A 19,264-nucleotide genomic window follows, 5' to 3' on the forward strand; every position below is an offset into this window, starting at 1 on the left:
ACTAGCGCCCATCACTCAACAAGTCAGGTCTTGCTATGACAACTACTACTTCACTGTGGAAAGCCGTTGCCCTTCTCATTTTATGTGCCTTTTTTTGGGGCAGCACTTTCCCAATTGGTAAAGATGCGCTGAATGAAGTGAATGCGCTCACCTTGGTCTTTTGGCGCTTTGCCGTCGCCGCAATGTGTTTAGGCTTTTATCTCAAGCTCACCCGTACCCGCGTTCCCACACTCAGCGCCAAGCAGTGGCTGTGGGCAACCACCGTCAGCGCCGTGGGGATTGGCGGCCTTAACCTCTGTTTGTTCACCGGACTCGAGTATACCCAAGCGACCAATGGGTCATTAATCATGGCGCTCAGCCCGTTAGTCACTTCACTTATCGCCTGTATCGCAATTCGCGCATTGCCGCGGAAAGGCCAAGTTTTCAGCTTGGTGGTGAGCTTATCGGGCGTGCTCATGGTGATTACCAATGGTCAATGGCAGATGCTCAGCCAATTGAACTTTAACCAAGGCGATCAGATGATTTTCACTGGCATGTTTGCATGGAGTGCGTACACCTTCTTCAGCCAAGGCATTGGCCGCTGGATGCCGGTGATCCCCTACACGTTTTTGGGCATGCTTAGTGGCGCGACTGTGATTGGTATCATGTGTGCACTGACACCAAACGTGCATCCATTTGGCGAAGTCTGGGCTGCAAGTCCACTGGCCGTCTCTGAACTCCTGTATATCGGGGTGCTGGGTACTGTCGCCGGTTACTTACTCTGGCTCAACGGCGTGCGCCATCTAGGTTCAGCCAATGCGGCACTCTTTTTTAACTTTGTGCCTGTGTTCGCGGTACTCACCGCGTTTTTGATGGGACAAGCCGTGAGCCAGCTTCAGGTGGTAGGCATTGTCATTGTGATCGCAGGACTGTTGCTGCCACGCCTCCCTCACCCGCGACAGTGGCGCGTTGCACGCTCTGCTTAGCGGTGTCGCTATTATGCCTCTGAGCGCATTAAGCGTCGCACGCGGTGACTCGTTTTCATCGCGTGCGATTCATGCCTCATCATAGGGTTATCCGCCGAATCGGGTGACACAATAGGGTTGCATATCCACATCCGTGGCCTCCCTATCCATCATTTGCCCTAACAATTTGCCTGTGGCTGGGCCTAGCGTGAACCCTTGATGTCCGTGGCCAAAGGATAGCCACAGCCCTTTACGCCCGGGGGCCTCACCAATCACCGGCTTCATGTCGGGCATGCATGGACGTCCCCCTTTCCATGGCGTTCCATCAATACGTTCACCGATCGGATATAAAGCACGCGCCTCTTGTTCTGCTGCTAGAAGCTGACTCTCAACCATGGGCGCATCTAAGGCGGTTAACTCTGCGCCCGTAGTTAAACGGATGCCTGCGCGCATCGGTGCGAGCAAGTACCCGATTTCGGCATCCATGATCCAATGATTAAGTGGCTTTTTATCATCGCATTGGTAATGCATATGATAGCCACGCTTGGTGAACAGAGGCACCTCCAAACCTTGTTGCCTCAGCCAATACGCAGACCAAGGACCCATTGCCATCACCACGTGATCAGCTTGCAGACGCTCTTGATCGGTTTCAATCACCCATTGTTCGCCAGTTTGTTGCAATGATTGCAAGCTCGCGAGCTTTACCTCACCGCCCTTGGCGATGACATCGTCGGCATAGGCCTTGACCAAGGCGCCTGGGTCGGTCACTGTCCATGGTTGCTTCCAGTGGGTCGCACCTGCAACCGAAGCGGTCAAACTTGGCTCCATCGCCGCGATCTGTGCTGCGTTTAGCACCTCATAGTCAACGCCATAGTTGACACTGTCTGACGCGGCACGCGTACATTCTTCGTCTAAAGCTTTTTGGGTGCGGAATAATTTTAGGTAACCCTCTTTGCGGATCAATGACCCTGCTTGAGCAGACGTAATCATCTCCTCGTGAGTCTCTAAAGATTGCATAATTAACGCTGCGTACTCTGGCACCAGTTTTTTATATTTACTCTCACTGGAGTAGTGCCAGTATTGCAACAGTGGATGCGCAGCGCGGATCACACTGGTGGGACGGTAGCGAATATCGACCGAACGATTGGGTAACACGCGCAACAAGGTGGCAAGATCGCGGGGAAAGGCATAAGGTCTCACCGCCTCGCGCTGAATAATCCCAGCATTGCCAAATGAGGTCTCTTGCCCTGGCGCAACCCTATCAATGACGGTGACCTCGTACCCGCGCTTTAAAAGGTGCCACGCTACAGACACGCCCACCATGCCTGCACCTAATACCACCACCCGTTTTGTCATGCTTCACTCCCTGAATAGCTTGAAATAATGTTTTATTGCCCTGTGCTTGTCATTATGCTGTAGTGTGCTTTTTGCTCATAAGTTACAAGCTTTTAACCAATGCGGGTAGAGGTATTTAACAATCAATCTCACACTTTTTCGCCCACTCCCCACTCTTATCAGGCCGGCTTATGCAAGTAAGTCTTTGTCAATGAAACAATTCATCGCTGTTACCGATTCCAGCTAGCTAGCGCACACTTCCAGCAGAGAAACAGGACCAAGTGGTTACTATTTACACCTAGCTGTGTGAGAGTGATGAGGCACATTCGACGTTAAAGGAAGCAATATGGCTGACTATGATCCAAACAAAGGCTTCGTCGCCATCTTGGGATGGAGCCTCAATGCAATTGATGCGATTAGCCGTTTCGATCGTAAATATGTCGTTGTTGCCCCGACATGGGCAGAAGAGTACGCCAAAGAGCATGATATCCCCTACCTTCCTTGGGATTTTGAGCGCCTCAATGATCGCTCATTTGAAATTGCCACCACCTTGCAAGAAATGGGTGTCGATGTGGCCATTCCACTGTTCGAGGAAACCGTAGAATGGGCCGGCGCCATTAACGCCGTGCTGCTTAAAAACCCTAAACTGATGGGACAGTCACTCCTCTTCCGTGATAAATCCTTGATGAAGCGTCGTGCACAAATCGGCGGTATTCGGGTTGGGATCTTTGAAGAAGCGCAAGATAAATCCGACGTGGTGCGTTTTCTGCGCCGAGTTAACCAAGCATTGCTAAAACTTGATGGCGACCCCAACGATCCAATCCACCTCAAAGCCTTTGACAAAGCGGGCTGCGAAGGCCATTGGATGGTGCGTGAGCCTGATGATCTCGATCGTGTCTCCGATGAAGAGTTTCCACTATTGATGGAAAGTCACCTTGATGGTTGGGAATTCGCCGTCGAAGCATTTATTAAAAACCGCAAAATCCAGTTTTTGAACATCTCCGAATACGTCACCCTCGGCTACTCGGTATTTGTTCCTGCCTCTCCCGAGTTAGAAAAATATCGCGAAAAAGTGACTCAGGAAATCGAGAAGCTGATCGAAGCGTTTGATATTGATTTTGGCTTTATCCACCCTGAATACTTTGTGACCAACGATGGGCAAATGTACTTTGGTGAAGTGGCTTACCGCCCACCCGGTTTCCAAGGCTTTGAAATTATTGAACGTGTTTATGACTTTAACTGCTATCAAGGCATGGTCGTCGCCTTCGATCCACACACGACTGATGAAGAGTTAGAAGCCTTCTTCCCAACACCTATCAAAGATGCTAAAGGCGTCGCGGGGACCTTTGGGGTATATCCAAGACGCCGAGTGGTAAGCCAGCTGGCCATACCTGAAGAGACCGAGAATCACGAATACTTTGAGTTTCATGAGTTACAGTCGCCTATGGAAGGGAAAGTGCCTAAACGCAGTGCATTTGGTACACACTGGGGCTTGCTACACTTTTATGGTGAAGACCCACACGTTATGCGTGACTTATTAAAAGCACAGGAAGATCTTGATTTCTATGTCTAGCTTACTCAATAAGCTTGATCATGCGGTTGAACAACTTGGTCAAGTGAGTTCCATCGCCAAAGCGCGCCACCAGTTTCACGTGATTGATATTTGCGGCCGTGTATTGGCGCAGGATGATGACATTAACCAACTGTACTCTCGCATTGTGACCCTCACCGAAGCAGGACTTTTTGAGGGCACAGATTGGGGCCAGCCTGAGTACCTCGTACCGAACCTGGTGCCGGACACGCTCGCGCATGCCGACAAAGCCACCGTGGTGCTAGATTGTCTCAGCCAGCTAAGGATGCTGGCTATCGTCGAGGGGAAGTTCTCTTCCCCGCTTTTTTCCCACCAAGAAGCGCACCAATTTCTTGCCAAGGTATTAAGCCTCAATTTATCGCTGGTGATGGGTCTTACCGATGAATCGAGCCGTATTCGACTCGGTGCAACAGCCCCCGCTATTAGTACTTTATATCGTTTTATTCTCAGCCACTTGGGCTATGAAACCATTCTTAGTGAGCTAGTTGATGAAGTCTGGCGTGTACTCGCGCAGCGCCCCATTCAGGTCAACCCGATTAAGGCGATGATCAATCAAATCTCTATCTTGGTGTCGCAGGAGCAGATTAACCTTGGTGAAGCCAAACTCGGCATCGATCGCCTAGTGAGTGCGTTATACGGGCCAACCCAAGGTTGCTATGACGATCCGGGGTTAGATGCGTACTGTGAACGTCTCAATGCAATGGACAGTAATGCTTTACAACAAGAGGCGCTGGGGTTTGCGCGTGCGATGCATGATGTCGGGTTAGCGTCTGATTACCACGCTATGTTTTTACGGTGGTTGTTGGACAATGACGGCAACGACATACTCCCTACCGCGCTGGGTTTAAGTAATACTGGTTTAGACTGCCTAGTGACCTATCGTCAACTGGTGCATACACTGATCAAAGAAGCCATTTATCCGCAAACCGCCCAAGCCGTATATGGTTTGGCCATGATGCTTGAACGGGGGGTACTGTTCGATGCGCCCGTCGCTCCTAGTTTGTGGCGTCAGATTCATCTCAACCTCCACCCAGACGTCGCCAATACACTCACCCTCGCGTTTGGTGAGCTGCTCCCTGCGCGCGTTCATCTGTTAGCCGGTGTTATGTCAGTGCTGGGCCAACCGCTGGGTGTAGCCCAAGGTAACAACCCGACTTGCCAATCGGCACGTGCGATATCCATGTGGGCGTATAACGACCCTGACTACCTCCTTAACTGTATTGTGCAAGTGGCGTGTAATCAGAGCCTACGCATGCATTTTGAAGGACAGTCGCTAGACTCTCACACGCTGCTTCAAGGCCTTAGTACCGCACTCCCTTTCGACACCGATCCCGTTTCCGTTGTCCTCGTCCCTCATTTAGACAAACTTTATATTGAAATGGGTCGCCTTTGTGTTAACCGTAAGCAAGACCCGCATGAATGGATCAATCCCGAGTTTCATGGTTGGTACGTGGGACGAGAGTTCATGATTGCCGTTGACGTTAAAACCGGACAGCTCAAAGATTTCGACAGCTTTATTGAACGCTTCTACCGCAGTTATCATCCACTATATAATGGAAATATTCCTGTTATACATCCCCAGCCGGTCGGTATTGCGGTCACCAGCAGCCAGGGGCAATTTGTCGGTTGGCATGCCATTACCTTGATACGTATCGCTCTCGATCAAGACAGCGTGATGCGGGTATATTTCTACAATCCCAATAATGATAGCGGCCAGGACTGGGGACACAACGTGGTGGTATCAACGCAAGGAAGAGGAGAACAATACGGGGAAGCTTCTCTACCCTTTGAGCAGTTTTTATCTCGACTATATTTGTACCATGATGACACAATTCAGGTCGGTATAAAGCGCCCACTGCCCAGCGACGCTCTCAATGAAATCAAGCGTATGGCAGTTGAGAGTTGGGCTAAAGATCGAATAGATAAAGCCCAAATGCCGTTATGAATGACTAAGCATCAACCTGTTCCGTGTCCTCAGCGTCCCTGAACAGGTGTTGATTATTTATCCTCTTAGGCCTTTAAGTGTTACAGGTTTATCCCCACCTATTCCCTATCATCGATAAAAATGAGGCTAAAAAACCATGGATGCGCCACATTCACCACTTAAAACACCGCCTCAGATCACCAACGCTGAGGGAAATACGCGCCGCGTAGGCGTTGAGATAGAGCTCAGTGGCCTAGAGCTGGATACCATCACCCAACTAGTGGCTGATTTTTTCTCTCTGAGCGTTAAACGTGGTGGTCGATATGACCGCCGCTTAAACGGGGACAAAGCCGGGGATTGGGTCATCGAGCTCGACTATGCCAAGCTCAAACGGTTAGGGCAAAGCGATCGTAGCGAAAACACAGTCACCAATCGACTGGATCAATCGGCTGAAGACTTATTGGCATGGGCGGCAAAAGCCTTTGTTCCCGTAGAAATCGTCGGCCCGCCTCTCCCTCTTGACCGCCTACAAGAGGTGGACCAACTCATTGCGCATCTACGCCAGCAAGGCGCCGAAGGGACCGAAGACAGCCCGGTTTATGCGTTTGGCATGCAGCTCAATCCAGAGCTGCCTGATTTAACCGCTAAGACGATTTGTGCGCACTTAAAAGCATTTTTATGTTTGTATGACTGGCTTTTAAAACGCGCCGATATTGATCTCTCGCGGCGCTTGACCAACTATGTCGACCCTTTCCCGAAAGCGTATGTCGAGCGCGTACTGGCTGATGATTACTGGCCGGATCTGAATACCCTGATCGATGACTACCTTGCCGACAATCCCACACGAAACCGTGCATTAGACATGTTGCCCTTATTCACTCACCTTGATGCTGAGAAAGTGAATAAAGTCATCAATGATGGGCTCACACAGGCGCGGCCCACATTTCATTATCGGTTGCCGGACAGCAAAGTCAGCCGGACTGATTGGGGCATTCACGAAGCATGGAACGATTGGGTGGAAGTGGAAAAACTCGCCGCCGACCCTGCGCGACTCAAGGCGTGTTGCGAGGCCTATTTGGGGTATATCAATGACCCATTGGCACGTATCGTTAATAACTGGGCGGAAAAGGTGCACAATGTATGGATAAACCCGTCATCGCAATAACCGGCCCGAGCAAAGGCGCACGGCTGCCACGTTTTTTCGTTGCCGCGGCAGTCAAACTCTATGGTGGCAAGCCGTTACAACTACACCCCGGTACCGCGCTGGACCCAGACGCCTATCATGGCGTGGTGATTACTGGCGGGCACGATGTCGAGCCTGTGCTGTACGCCGCCGAGCCCGAAGTGAAACCCAACTACGATTCTGAACGCGATGCCCTAGAGAGCGCAGTTATCAAAAGCGCGCTGGCAAGCCAAAAGCCCTTGCTGGGGATTTGCCGTGGCGCGCAACTTCTCAACATTTGTTTAGGTGGCACCTTGCACCAAAGCTTGCGCGAACAACGCAAAAAAACCTCTCATCGCTGGACAGTGTTCCCGATGAAAACCTTGTGTATATCGCGTGAAGTCAACGGCCATATCCAGCAACGGTTGGGGCAAGGCAGACGCAAAATAAACAGCCTGCACAACCAAGCAATTAACGCGTTAGGCGAGGATTTAACGGTAAGCGCACGTGATTTAGATGGTATTGTACAAGCCATTGAATCACCCAACCGCCCCTATACACTGGGGGTTCAGTGGCATCCAGAGTTCTTGCTTTATCTTGGCTGTCAGCGTGCGTTGTTTAAGGGCTTAGTCGAGCATGCAACGCGCTTCCAGCAGCGACAAGCGGCCTCTCAGTAAACATGTCTGTTAGTTGGTGAGAAACAAAAACGCCGAGGCACATTCGCTCGGCGTTATCGGGCAGAGGTTAACGCTTTGACCGCGCGTTCAGTCGCTTCTCTATCTGACGTTTTTCCCACTTATCACCAAAGAGATCGACAATGCCCATAGCACTGACACCGTGGCTGACCACGGCAATCCCCCATCCCAATGCGACCCACCAAGCCCAATAATAGCCTGGTGTGGTTAGCCAGTTGATAATAAACAAAATCGCCAGCACGACCACATAGTGCGTCAAATGAGAATAAAAACCGCCGAGGGCGCGGACTCGCTTGGCAATCGCTCTTTCCTCTGAACTCATTGAAGTATCTGCCTGCATGTCTGTCTCCTTTTGCAAATCAGTAATGTCGATATCAAACACAGCAGCCAACGATTTCAGCGACTCCAATCCGGGTTTGTGGCCGCGTTCGATACGTTGAATTGTCCGAACACTGAGCCCACTAAATTGTGCTAACTGGTCTTGCGACCACCCTTTTTGAACTCTGAGTGCTTTCACGTTCATCCTTGCTCCTTTGTGCTCTTCCCTATCGACACTATGCAAAATGAGGGCGACATTACCACGACAGCGCCCCGACACCTTCATGACAGTTATTTAAAATCAATAACTTAAAATAAACCCGCCTGGTGACCAATCCACGTATTTCACCCTTAACAAAAGGTATCAATATACAAGGCTTCGACCTTATCGCGCGCCCACTGCGTTCTACGCAAAAATTTCAATGATGATTTGATCGAAGGATCGTTAGAAAAACAGTTCACATTGATATGTTGGTAGAGGCCTGACCAACCATAGTGTTCAACCAAACGGGTCAATATGGTTTGTAGGGTTAACCCGTGCAGCGGGTTATTGGGTTGTGTATCCATAGAGTTCTCAGCAACTCGAGCACGCGCTCGTCAATAAAAGCGCTACTCTACGTGACGATATTGCAAAACGCGAATTTAACCACGGTAGCGCGCCAGCTTATAATCAAGGTTTAGCTGGTATCAAGGAAACTGTGTCACCGTGCAATATGATGTCATCTTGAGTAAAAAAGCGTTCCATGCTAATGGTTCATTCCTTATGGTTAGGTAAGTTGACGTGATATAACGGGTTAACGGGCTGATCAACAAAGTAAGCCCATACATGGTCATAGACGGCATGCTGATTTGGATACGGCGCCAAGGCTTTTGCCTCATCAAGTGAGCACCAGCGATAATCGGTGTGTTCATCATTAAGCGTGATGGCTTGGTTATCACCACATATCACCACAAACACAGGGATAAGCTCGATCACATTCACCGACGCCTCATAAAATTGCTCCAAAAATTGCGCGTTATACAACTCAGCCACCGCAATTTGGGTTTCTTCGCTAAACTCCCGGACGATGGCGTCAACTCCGGTCTCAGCCGCTTCAATCGAGCCCGCAACATGGCACCAGAAGCCACCTTTCACTCGTTTCATCAGTAGCATTTTTGTCTCCCCGTCAATACGAGAGAGTGCTACGCCCGAGACCACGGAAGTATTCACAGGGATCATTATTTCTCCTCTGTTTCAAATGCCGCCACTTTTGCATAAACCACAGTGCTAGAAATCGCACCGCTCGGCAGGATACGGTCATTGATAAGTATCGCTTCTTGATGATACCCACAGCGCTCGGCTACCGCGCGGCTGCGGGTGTTTTCGTAGGCGGTTTTGATTTGAACTCGCTTGGCATTAAGGCCATCAAACGCGTACTGCTCTAGCGTCCTCACCGCTTCGCTCATATAGCCAAGGCCTTCTTTAGAGCTCCGCAGCCAATAGCCTATTTCAAAATAAGGAATCGCGATATTACGGATGATTAAGCTGATCACACCCACCAGTTGCCCCGTCGATTTTTCAAAAATCGAGTAGCGTAACTCGTTAATGAACATATCAAAGTTATCAATCGCTTGTTGGGTGTTTTCAATCGAGCTCGATTCGGTCAGCGCGTGCGGAAGCCAATCCATAAAAGGCGCAAGGGTGTGCTGGCTTTCCAATACGGCTTCTAAAATGAAAGGCTGATGGGCCATATTGGGTGCCACCAGCAACAGACGGTCACTGTCCAGTTGGTCCACGCGCGGGGAATCATCCATTAATGTCCACCCAGTACCGCGCCAATGATTCATTGAACACTTCGCCATTGATGATGTTTTCCAACGTGCCGCCATTAGCTTCAATCACTTTGCGCGATGCCATATTGTCTTCATTCGCGGTAATTAGAGCGCGAGTGATCCCTAGCTCTCTCGCCTTGGGCAGCGCTAAGGCTAACATTTGCTTGCCACATCCGCGTCCACGATATGACGGCGCAATATCGTAACCAATGTGTCCGGCTTCTTGAGATAGAAATGGCGTATTAATGTGATGGCGGATCCGAATCGCGCCAATGATTTGTTGCTCAGCATCAAGCAGCCAAAAATGACTACACGGCACATAACCTTTACGAAGGTTTTTACCCAATGACTCATCCGTTAACCGAGTCACGTAAGTGGGGAAATCGTCTTTCCCCGGCCAATAATAATCGGCATTCTCGGGGTCAAACTGAGCAAAATCATCATAAAAGCGCGTAAAGGCTGCTTGGTGATCGAGTGCGGGGACGACTAATTCCATGTGCTTATTCCAATTCCTGTCATAGAATAAGGCTATCTCATTGATATTGAAAAATAAACACTTATTGACCGCCTGTCATCCCACCGCCTTAGCGCTCGCCACCTAGATGTGCTTGAGTTATTGATTGCCGCGCATCACTGCCAACGCATCACCGCATCAAAGGTTTGACAATGTTGAACCGCTTGCTCCGCCTCTTGCAGATAAACTTGTTGAGCACTTGAGGTTGGATAGGTTAAATACTCGGAACATTTCGCACTTTGACCGTTACCCACCACAATCTTGGCGCCCGGTTGCAAGGTGCACTGTACCAATTTATCGAGCGGCGACCATTGATAACAAATCTCATAGTCTTGGCGATAATCCGCCACCAAACCAGACGGTTGTGATAACGACCACCAGTGACCAAACTGACTATGCGGGTTGGTGCTATTCCACGCGCGATATACTGTCACCCCTTCAGTCGCCTGATATACCTTGCCTTGGCAAAGCTTCCCTTCCAATGGCTGACCCAACGACGCCGCCAGTAACGCCGGATCGTCCACAGCGACAAACTTGTCTGCCCATGCGCTTGGCAACGCCGAACTACCGACACATTCTGCAGCGTCGGTCGTTTCATTATCAACGGGCGCACTGGTACACGCTTGCAGTGTCACCATCAGTGCCCCAAGCAGTGCTTTTCTCATCATCCTTGCTCCCATTCGTGTCGTAATATGGCGTAAACCACCGTATCCCACCACCTTTCTTTAAAGAAACGATGCTGATGAAAATGGGCCTCTTGTCGCATGCCAAGTGAACGACAAAGCTTGGTTGCAGCAAGATTATCGTAAATGGTCTCAGCGTATAACCGATGCACACCCAGAGACTCAAAACCAAAGTCGGCCAGCGCGACAGCAGCCTCTCTCATTAGCCCCGCGCCTTGCGCCTCTACAGCTAGGCCGCATCCGATGGAAGCTTGATGGTTGTCCTCAAGCCTTAAACCGACGGTGCCTATACATTTTTCTGATTGCTTGCAGATAACCGCTAACTGATAAGCCACGCGTGGATTTGTGTTGGCTTGTTCGATAAAGCGCGCGTGTAAGTCTCGGTATGTCTCTGGCTGGCAGTCCGTTTCGCTATAAAAACGCTGGTACTTCTGGTGTTGCGTTAAGTGAACAAACGCCTCTTCATCGCTTGGCTGCATGTCACGCAGCACTAGTCGACGTGTTTCAATCATAAACATCCTTGTCTCTCTTGTTGTTTTAGCTCAGCGCCTTGACCATGGTGGTGGCGCCTGAAAAGCCGACTAACCATTTTAGGTGCGGAAAGCGCTCTTCTTTAGTGGCGACAAAGCCTTTGGCTTGATAAAGCTTGCGGGCTCTGGGGTTACTATCAATCACATCCAACCGAACGCTTTCAAAGCCATGCGCTTGGGCATAATCCATAATGGCATCCAATAATTGGGAGCCAATCCCCTGCCCGCGTACTGCGCTATCAACAGCAATGCCATCCATCACCAATTCATTGGGTGCCGCTTTACGCTCAAACAGCGCCAATACTGCACAGGCCCAAATGCCTTTAATGGGCCCCAAACTATCGATTAACTGTTTCGCACCCATACCCTGTGTCAGTGCGCCGGCTTGAGTTTGAAACCCAGCCAACCCTACCACCTTGCCGTTTTGCATAGCGGCAAAAGAAAAGTTTGGGACAAAACACTGAGACAACACCGCTACGCGCGCTGCCTGATTAGGGATTGCCCGTGCGAACTTCATCCCAAACGCCTGCTCATATAACTCAGCGACGTTTTGTGCTTGCTCAAGCGGCCATCCCTGCCGGATCGCTATCTCCATTGGCTCCCCTCAGTCTTCTTCAATAAAAAACACCCACACATTTATCTTGACGTAAAGATTTTTAATAACTATCTTTACATCAAGATAAATAATTAATCATAACTTAATCAGTTAAGCATGGTTTAACCACAAGCGTATGACAGCCACCCTTTTTACTGGCTATTGCGCGGCATAAGGACACACAAGAGTCATAACATGGAGACTAAAGTAATGAATATAATCGTATTTGGTGCCACGGGCGATATTGGCAGTCGAATTGTGTCGGAAGCGTTGCAACGCGGCCATAAGGTCACGGCAGTGACACGTAACGAGGCAGCATTCAGCAAGCTACCCGACGCCGTAACGCCTGTCGCCGTCAATTTGAACGATGCGGACAAGGTGGCGTCGGTAATGGCTGGTCATGATCTTGCCATTACGGCGTTGCGCCCACCGGCGGGCGAAGAAGCGCAATTAACGGTGTTAACCCAAGCGGTCGTCAAAGGCGCAGCACATCATCAAATGCGCGTTCTGATTGTCGGCGGTGCGGCTCGACTGATGATTCCAGGCACTGACGGTGAAACCGTGTTAAACGCAGAGGGCTTTCTTCCCGACTCAGCCATTGAGATTGCACGCGCTTGCCAAGTGCAATATGAGCAGTGCCTCGCCAGCCAAGATGTAATTTGGAGTTACCTCTCGCCTGCCGCCATGATCGCACCTGGTACTCGCACCGGTCAGTACACATTGGGGACAGACACCTTAGTGACAGATAGCAACGGACAATCTCGCATTTCGATGGAAGACTTCGCAGTTGCCATGCTTGATGAAGCCGAAACCCCTAAGCATCTGCAACAAGCGTTTACCGTGGGTTATCAATAATCGAAGCAAAAGCCAGCGGCCGAGTGTAGGCGCTGGCTTTCACTTTCCGATATGTAGCGCTAATCAGCATCATTGCTGAGCCACTGCTGTTTTTGCGTCACCTTGTCACAAATGTATTCACCAATCGGCATTGCAGAGGTCGCTGCCGGCGATGGCGCATTACACACGTGTAAACTCCGCGCACTCTCAGCAAACAGAAAGTCATGGACCAAGGTGCCGTCATTTAACACAGCTTGAGCACGGATCCCCGCTGGATACGGAGTCAAATCCTTCGCTTTTATCGTTGGGCAATACTTGTTCACCTGCTTGACATAACCTGGCTTCCACCAAGAATTTTTCAGCTCAACCAAGCCGGCTTTTAGATTATTGATGGTGACTTTCCAAAAGCCCGCAAACGTTAGCATTTGCCAGGTATCTTTTAGACTGAGATTGACCTTGCCATAGCCTTCTCGCTTCCAACCTTGCACAGCGTTAGGTCCCACCGTAATGGAGCCGTCTATCATCCGCGTGAGATGAACGCCTAAAAAAGGTAAATCGGGATCGGGAATCGGATAGATAAGGTGATTAACAAAGCCTTGGTACGGGCTCGCAAGTTGATAGTATTCCCCGCGGTAAGGGATAATTTGAAACGCGGTTGGGATCCCCATCATGTTGGTCATTCTATCTGCCATCAACCCACTGCATGTCACCACAAACTGACAATGAATCGTTAGCGGCTCCCCGCTTGCTTGGCAATGGAGAGTGACTTGTTCAGCCGCTTCGCTTGCTCCAACGACTTCTGTATTAAGCTGGGTGATACCACCGAGCGCTTCAAACTCACACACCATTTGCTCAGTCACCCGCCGATAGTCAACAATGCTGGTCGCGCGCACCGCAATGGCACCTAAGCCTTTAACATTGGGCTCTTCAGCATGAAGCTCCGCCGCATCCAACCAGCGCACGTCGATATCATTGGTTAAGCAACGCTCATAGAGCGCCTGCATCCGAGCCATCTCTTGCTCGTTGGTGGCGACCAATAGCTTGCCACAGTTTTCGACTGCAATATCGTGCTTGGCACAAAATTCAACGGTCAGCGCCGCTCCTCGTTTACAGAAGTCGGCTTTTAAACTGCCTGGTGGATAATAGACCCCCGCGTGGATCACGCCACTGTTATGCCCGGTTTGGTGCTGGGCAACGCGCGCCTCTTTTTCCACCAGCAGCACAGAACAATCGGGACGACGCTGCTTTAACTGCCAAGCCGTAGACGCGCCAACAATACCTCCACCGACAATTACATAATCATAAACAGATTTCATACACGCCTCATGAGACTGGCAGCTGAGATTGTTGCAACTGATACTTGCGCCCACTGTATACAAACAGGCCAACAAACCCAACGACGCTCAACAAACGAAGCCATAGCGGAATATCGTGCCACACTAACAAGGCACCAATCATTAATAAGCAAAGGCGGCTTAGCCAGTTAATCGGGCCTTCAAGATACCCTTCAATCGCGCCAATTAAGGCATACGTGCCAATAATGGCAAAAAAGCCAACCTCTAACACCGAGGCGATATCCCAGCTAACCAGGCTGGTATAAGCAATGAGCAAAGGAACAAGATACAAGCCTTTGGCAATTTTCCATGCCATCAACCCCGTGCGCATCGGCGGCGTTTTGGCAATGGTGGCCGCCGCAAATGCCGTCAAACAAAACGGCGGGGTCACATTACTGTCTTGCGATAACCAAAAAATAATCAAGTGGGCGGCGAGCAGAGCCAAACTGACCGTCTCCAGCCCTAAGCTTTGCTCTAACAAGGTTTCCATAAAGTCAGCTGGCACTAAGGCGACCATTTGCTTGGCGGTTTCCATGGTCATCGGCGCATTTAAAAGATCGAGTTTGTCTGGTGCCGCCAACATAAATATCGCCTTGGCTTGCTCGGGAAGCTGGCCTGATACCAGCAGCTCCAACAATTGGTTTTCAGCGATAAGCTTATACAGAGCCGGTGCCGACAAGGTGCCCAGTACGATATAGGCAGCGGTCACTGGTAATCCCATCCCTAACACTAACGAGGCGATAGCAATTAGCACCAGCATCATAAACAGATCACCGTTCGCCCAACCATCAATCATCAACGAGAAAGTATTACCGATACCCGTGGTACTGATCACATTCACCACCAAACCAATGCCCACGAGTAAGATGGCAGTGGTGGCCATATTTTTTGCCCCTTGCGCCAAGGCCTCGATGATCGCTTTCGGCCCCATCCGGTGCTCTTTGGAAAACCAGGAAGCGAAAATCACAGAAATAATCGAAATGCCGGCAGCATAGGTGGGTGTGAAACCTTTAATCAGCAAGGTGACAAGCACCGCAAGCGGGATAAGGTTATGCCAACCGCGGAGAAGCACCATCAATAAAGAGTCCTCGGTGGTGACAATCTTTTGCACGCCACTGCGCTTTGCTTCAATGCGCACAAAAAAGCTCACAGAGAGAAAGTAGATCAGCGCAGGAACCAGTGATACAGCAATAATGTCAACGTAAGGAATTTGGGTGTATGAGGCCATGATAAACGCCCCCGCCCCCATTACGGGCGGCATTAATTGCCCCCCAGTTGAAGCCGATGCTTCGACCCCAGCAGCAAAGCGCGACGGAAAACCGGCTTTTTGCATTAAAGGAATACTGATCACCCCAGTCGATACGGTATTCGCTACGCTCGAGCCTGACACTGACCCCATTAACCCAGAGCCAATCACCGCAATAAAACCCGGCCCGCCAATAATCTTACCCGCGGCCGCACGGGCCACGTTGATGATATAATCTCCAACCCCAGAGCGGACAAGAAAGGCGCCAAATAAAATGAACATAAACACGAACGTCCAGCTAATCCGGGTAATCGCGCCAAACATGCCTTCCGAGGAGTAGTAACTGCGATATAAAAGGGTTTCAAGGCTCAATCCGGGAAAGTGAAAAATCCCCGACGCCCACTCGCCCCACAGCACGACATAGCTCAAACACACCATAATCAGAATGGGAATAAACCATCCCATGGTACGACGAATCAGCTCCACCACGATGATGATCGCTAAGCTGGCGAACACCCAATCGGCAGTGACAAATTTTACCCCACGCGCGTACAACGCGTCCTCGGCATAAGGGATATACAACAGACAAGCCACTGCACCTAACGCGATAAAAATATCGACCGCCAGCGCTATTTTATTCCGCTTCAAAGAGATATGTGCCGGGTACCAAAGTGCACAAATCACCGCAAACCCCGCAAAGTGGGTCGCCGAAATCCATAACTCGGGAAGCGTTGATAAGGTGTTAAACCAAATGTGCAATACAGACAATACCACGCCCAGCACAGTGATGGTGGTGGTCACCCACGGAAAGTCATCGCGTGTGGGCAATTCAAATTTCTCCAACGCTGTTTCACCTGGCTCTTGCTCAACTGACTGATGCTTAACTGGCTCGCTCATCCCTTTACTCCAAGCAATGTCTGTGTTTCCATGCAACCTTTGATCTCGATAAGCGCTCCGAGCCATCCCGGAGCGCTATTGCGTTATTCCATTACCAGTTCAGACGGGATGTCGATACCCACTTCTTGATAGTAACGTGCTGCACCTGGATGGAGCGGCACAGGCAAACCGGCGATGGCTTTCTCAATGGCCATGGCTTTAGTGGCCTTATGAATGCCCTGAAGGAAAGACAGATTCTCATAAATAGCCTTGGTGAGCTGATACACATCCTCATCGGAGAGATCTTTGCGCACGGCCAAGAAGTTAGGTTGGGCAATGGTGGTGACCGGCTTATCTAGCTCAGGGTACGTGTTGGCAGGAATTTCGTACTTAGTCCAAAGGTTGTATTTACCGTTAGCCGCTTTGATTTGCTCGTCAGTAAAAGACAGGATAGAGATATCATTCCCCAGTGCGGCGAACGCTTGGGTAACTGCGCCAACCGGCACCCCCGCTGGGGTATTCATGCCATCAATGGTGCCATTTTGTAGTGCACTGGCACTGCCGCCATAACCCATATACGCCAAATTAAAGGATTCCGGATCCACGCCTAGTCCTTTCATAATCTGACGACCTGAGTTCTCGGTACCTGAATTCTTCTTACCAATCGAAAATTTTTCACCTTCAAGGTTACTCAAATCACTCACGGTGCCGGTTTCTGCCAGCTCACTGCGCACAATAAAGTGTTCAACATTCTGCCAAAGCATAGACACAGAGCGCAGTTGATCTTGGCGGCCACTGTCTGCATACGGCCCCTCGCCAGACCAGGCCCACGCACCATATAAGCCCTGCAAGATCGCAAATTGCGCTTCGTCTTCATTGAGCAGTTTCACGTTCTCACCTGAACCAGCAGAGCTGATTGCCGATAGCGAAAAATGATGCTTAGGCGCCAGCTTGACCTTACTCAGCGTCGCCAGCGCGACACCAACAGGATAGTAAGTGCCACCAGTAGAGGCCGTTGCGAGGATGTAGCTTCTGTCTTCTGCGACCGCGGTGGAGGCGACGCTAAATGAGGCCACAGCAAACGTCAGTGCTTTAAATAGCTTATTGATTTTCATTGTTACTCTCCATGTAGGGCTGCGTTATTGGTTTACACAAATTAAACGGTTTGTTAACAGCAACACATGGATAGCAAAGAGAGTGCCAATAGTTAAATTATTGTTAATAATAGAATTGTTAGGAGAGTTCATCGATAATGAGCAAAATTTTTCTTATTTCCCGCTCAGCTAGTAAGCAAAATCTTGCTCACAGTGCCGCTTCAATAAGCAGTTGACCGTCACAAAACGTAAACAAAGTGTGATCGCGGAGCGCTTGCTGGCGAAATAGTACTGAGCAATTTTTTGCCGACGCACTAAGTGTAATCTGCGCGGTTGAGCCCAAACTTCTTCATCTTTTGGTTCAAGGTACGGCGAGGTAAATCGAGCGCCAACATCACTTCATGAATACGCCCTTGGTGTGCCACCAAGCATTCGTGTAGTACCTTGCGTTCAAAGTTATGTAGCTGGATTAAAAGCGGAACATCCGATTGAACGGCTTCCATGGTCGATGAAGGGCGATTGGACAGTATTTCCATCACTGAAATACCATCATCCAAGGCAAACCGTACTGCGACGTTGCGCAGCTCACGAATATTACCTGGCCAGGAATAAGACAAAATGGCGTGCCGATCCGCCTCACTGGCCAGGCGTGTCTCCGGGTTGGTCTGACGGGTAAAGTGCTCAAACAAGATCAACGCATCATCTTCACGTTCTCTTAAGGATGGAAGGTGGATTTGTGCCACATTCAAACGGTAGTACAAATCTTGTCGGAAGGTTTCATGGTCATTGAGGTCGGCTTTAGCGGCCGCAATCACCCGCGTATCGATCGCTATCGACTGGTTCCCTCCCACTCTTTCAATGGTGTGCTCTTGAAGCGCGCGCAACACTTTCACCTGCATACTTGCCGGCATGCTCTCGACTTCATCAAAAAACAAGGTGCCTTTGTGTGCGTATTCGAACTTACCAATCCGACGCTGATTGGCGCCGGTAAACGCCCCTGACTCATGACCAAACAACTCACTTTCAAATAAGTTTTCCGGGATCGCGCCGCAGTTTATCGGCACAAAACGCTGGGCTTGTCGCGCACTTTCATTGTGTAAACTGGTTGCCACCAGCTCTTTGCCACACCCCGTTTCCCCATAAATGATCACATTAGTGTCGATACGCGCCAGCTTTGCCACCTGCTCACGAAGTTGTTGCATCACTCGGCTTTGGCCAATCAGCACCTTCTCCAATCCGCTAATACGCGATAAATAGGCTTGTCGCTCTTGCGTCGAGGCATGCTGGCGATAGCTGTCGACGGCCTCGGTCACGCGCTGAGACAAACGCTCGGGCTCAAAAGGCTTTTCAATAAAATCAAACGCCCCGTTTTGCAACGCCCCTACGGCCATATCAACATCACCGTGTCCTGTAATAAACAGCACAGGTGTCGCGACCTGATGCTGGTCTAGCTCGGTAAGAATAGATAAGCCGTCAACATCCGGTAACTTGACGTCACTGACCACGGCATCAAACGGATACTGTAATACAGCTTGTAGCCCTGTTTGGCCCGTGCTGAATGACTCAACCTCAAAGCCTGCCAACTCTAACCACTGGCAGGTGGTGTGACGAACAATATCGTCATCTTCAATCAAGGCAATGCGCGGGAGTGTCTGTACCGTCATGAGGAAACCATCCGTGATAAGTGACTCATTACGGTAGCAAAAGCCACGCAGCAGAAAAGGAGCTAGCTCTCACTTTCTCATCACACTGCTTTAACATTTTTGCTATTCACCGC

At 50.1% G+C, this 19,264-nt stretch carries 19 protein-coding genes; 6 read left to right on the forward strand and 13 right to left on the reverse strand.

Going from position 1 to position 19,264, the window contains the following annotated elements; genetic code table 11:
* Positions 1 to 35: 35 nt before the first annotated feature.
* Positions 36 to 965, forward strand: coding sequence for a DMT family transporter (locus tag C7A19_RS03585; RefSeq protein WP_069361315.1), 930 nt, complete (start codon positions 36 to 38; stop codon positions 963 to 965).
* Positions 966 to 1,052: 87 nt separating this feature from the next.
* On the opposite strand, the gene C7A19_RS03590 is transcribed toward C7A19_RS03585, so the two are convergent.
* Positions 1,053 to 2,300: an FAD-dependent oxidoreductase gene (locus C7A19_RS03590; RefSeq protein ID WP_116644179.1), complete on the reverse strand. Its 1,248-nt coding sequence runs from the start codon at positions 2,298 to 2,300 to the stop codon at positions 1,053 to 1,055.
* Positions 2,301 to 2,625: 325 nt separating this feature from the next.
* Here C7A19_RS03590 and C7A19_RS03595 point away from each other — a divergent pair, with 325 nt between their 5' ends.
* The 4 genes from C7A19_RS03595 to C7A19_RS03610 all read left to right on the forward strand — a co-directional run bounded on the left by C7A19_RS03595 (position 2,626) and on the right by C7A19_RS03610 (position 7,633).
* Complete coding sequence (locus tag C7A19_RS03595) at positions 2,626 to 3,852, forward strand: carboxylate--amine ligase (RefSeq protein ID WP_077651347.1); 1,227 nt, start codon at positions 2,626 to 2,628, stop codon at positions 3,850 to 3,852.
* A complete protein-coding gene (locus C7A19_RS03600; RefSeq protein ID WP_116644180.1) occupies positions 3,845 to 5,815 on the forward strand; it encodes a hypothetical protein in 1,971 nt (656 codons plus the stop codon). The genes C7A19_RS03595 and C7A19_RS03600 overlap by 8 nt, the downstream gene beginning before the upstream one ends.
* 136 nt (positions 5,816 to 5,951) lie before the next feature.
* Positions 5,952 to 6,959 carry an amidoligase family protein gene (locus C7A19_RS03605; protein ID WP_116644181.1) on the forward strand — a complete coding sequence of 336 codons (1,008 nt, stop codon included), beginning with the start codon at positions 5,952 to 5,954 and terminating at the stop codon, positions 6,957 to 6,959.
* Positions 6,935 to 7,633 (forward strand): gamma-glutamyl-gamma-aminobutyrate hydrolase family protein, encoded by a 699-nt coding sequence (locus C7A19_RS03610; protein WP_069361345.1) that lies wholly within the window; start codon positions 6,935 to 6,937, stop codon positions 7,631 to 7,633. The genes C7A19_RS03605 and C7A19_RS03610 overlap by 25 nt, the downstream gene beginning before the upstream one ends.
* 67 nt (positions 7,634 to 7,700) lie before the next feature.
* On the opposite strand, the gene C7A19_RS03615 is transcribed toward C7A19_RS03610, so the two are convergent.
* From C7A19_RS03615 to C7A19_RS03650, 8 genes are all read right to left on the reverse strand, one after another.
* Positions 7,701 to 8,174, reverse strand: coding sequence for a 2TM domain-containing protein (locus C7A19_RS03615; RefSeq protein ID WP_077651345.1), 474 nt, complete (start codon positions 8,172 to 8,174; stop codon positions 7,701 to 7,703).
* A gap of 146 nt (positions 8,175 to 8,320) precedes the next feature.
* Positions 8,321 to 8,536 (reverse strand): VF530 family protein, encoded by a 216-nt coding sequence (locus tag C7A19_RS03620; RefSeq protein ID WP_116644182.1) that lies wholly within the window; start codon positions 8,534 to 8,536, stop codon positions 8,321 to 8,323.
* A 187-nt stretch (positions 8,537 to 8,723) separates the two neighbouring features.
* Positions 8,724 to 9,188, reverse strand: coding sequence for an NUDIX domain-containing protein (locus C7A19_RS03625; protein WP_116644183.1), 465 nt, complete (start codon positions 9,186 to 9,188; stop codon positions 8,724 to 8,726).
* Positions 9,188 to 9,763, reverse strand: a complete 576-nt coding sequence (locus tag C7A19_RS03630) for a GNAT family protein (protein WP_235614256.1) — start codon at positions 9,761 to 9,763, stop codon at positions 9,188 to 9,190. The genes C7A19_RS03625 and C7A19_RS03630 overlap by 1 nt, the downstream gene beginning before the upstream one ends.
* Positions 9,756 to 10,277: a GNAT family N-acetyltransferase gene (locus C7A19_RS03635; protein ID WP_116644184.1), complete on the reverse strand. Its 522-nt coding sequence runs from the start codon at positions 10,275 to 10,277 to the stop codon at positions 9,756 to 9,758. Before C7A19_RS03635 ends, C7A19_RS03630 begins: the two co-directional genes overlap by 8 nt.
* Positions 10,278 to 10,411: 134 nt before the next feature.
* Positions 10,412 to 10,960 carry a hypothetical protein gene (locus C7A19_RS15735; RefSeq protein ID WP_116644206.1) on the reverse strand — a complete coding sequence of 183 codons (549 nt, stop codon included), beginning with the start codon at positions 10,958 to 10,960 and terminating at the stop codon, positions 10,412 to 10,414.
* Positions 10,960 to 11,496 (reverse strand): GNAT family protein, encoded by a 537-nt coding sequence (locus tag C7A19_RS03645; protein ID WP_069361324.1) that lies wholly within the window; start codon positions 11,494 to 11,496, stop codon positions 10,960 to 10,962. Before C7A19_RS03645 ends, C7A19_RS15735 begins: the two co-directional genes overlap by 1 nt.
* A gap of 19 nt (positions 11,497 to 11,515) precedes the next feature.
* Positions 11,516 to 12,103, reverse strand: coding sequence for a GNAT family N-acetyltransferase (locus C7A19_RS03650; RefSeq protein WP_116644185.1), 588 nt, complete (start codon positions 12,101 to 12,103; stop codon positions 11,516 to 11,518).
* Positions 12,104 to 12,313: 210 nt separating this feature from the next.
* Here C7A19_RS03650 and C7A19_RS03655 point away from each other — a divergent pair, with 210 nt between their 5' ends.
* Entirely contained in the window at positions 12,314 to 12,958 is a 645-nt protein-coding gene (locus C7A19_RS03655; RefSeq protein WP_116644186.1) for an NAD(P)H-binding protein, read from the forward strand.
* 59 nt (positions 12,959 to 13,017) lie between these two features.
* Here C7A19_RS03655 and lhgO read toward each other — a convergent pair whose 3' ends face one another.
* The 4 genes from lhgO to C7A19_RS03675 form a co-directional block, all read right to left on the reverse strand.
* The gene (gene lhgO / locus C7A19_RS03660) at positions 13,018 to 14,253 is read right to left on the reverse strand and encodes an L-2-hydroxyglutarate oxidase (RefSeq protein ID WP_116644187.1); all 1,236 of its coding nucleotides are present in this window, start codon (positions 14,251 to 14,253) and stop codon (positions 13,018 to 13,020) included.
* Between the two features lie 7 nt (positions 14,254 to 14,260).
* A complete protein-coding gene (locus tag C7A19_RS03665; RefSeq protein ID WP_116644188.1) occupies positions 14,261 to 16,414 on the reverse strand; it encodes a TRAP transporter permease in 2,154 nt (717 codons plus the stop codon).
* A gap of 83 nt (positions 16,415 to 16,497) precedes the next feature.
* Positions 16,498 to 17,508 (reverse strand): TAXI family TRAP transporter solute-binding subunit, encoded by a 1,011-nt coding sequence (locus C7A19_RS03670; RefSeq protein ID WP_116644189.1) that lies wholly within the window; start codon positions 17,506 to 17,508, stop codon positions 16,498 to 16,500.
* 293 nt (positions 17,509 to 17,801) lie between these two features.
* The gene (locus C7A19_RS03675; RefSeq protein ID WP_077600496.1) at positions 17,802 to 19,151 is read right to left on the reverse strand and encodes a sigma-54 dependent transcriptional regulator; all 1,350 of its coding nucleotides are present in this window, start codon (positions 19,149 to 19,151) and stop codon (positions 17,802 to 17,804) included.
* Between the last annotated feature and the right edge of the window lie 113 nt (positions 19,152 to 19,264).

The organism is Salinivibrio sp. HTSP (genome assembly GCF_003390965.1).
Taxonomy (GTDB): Bacteria; Pseudomonadota; Gammaproteobacteria; order Enterobacterales; family Vibrionaceae; genus Salinivibrio; species Salinivibrio kushneri.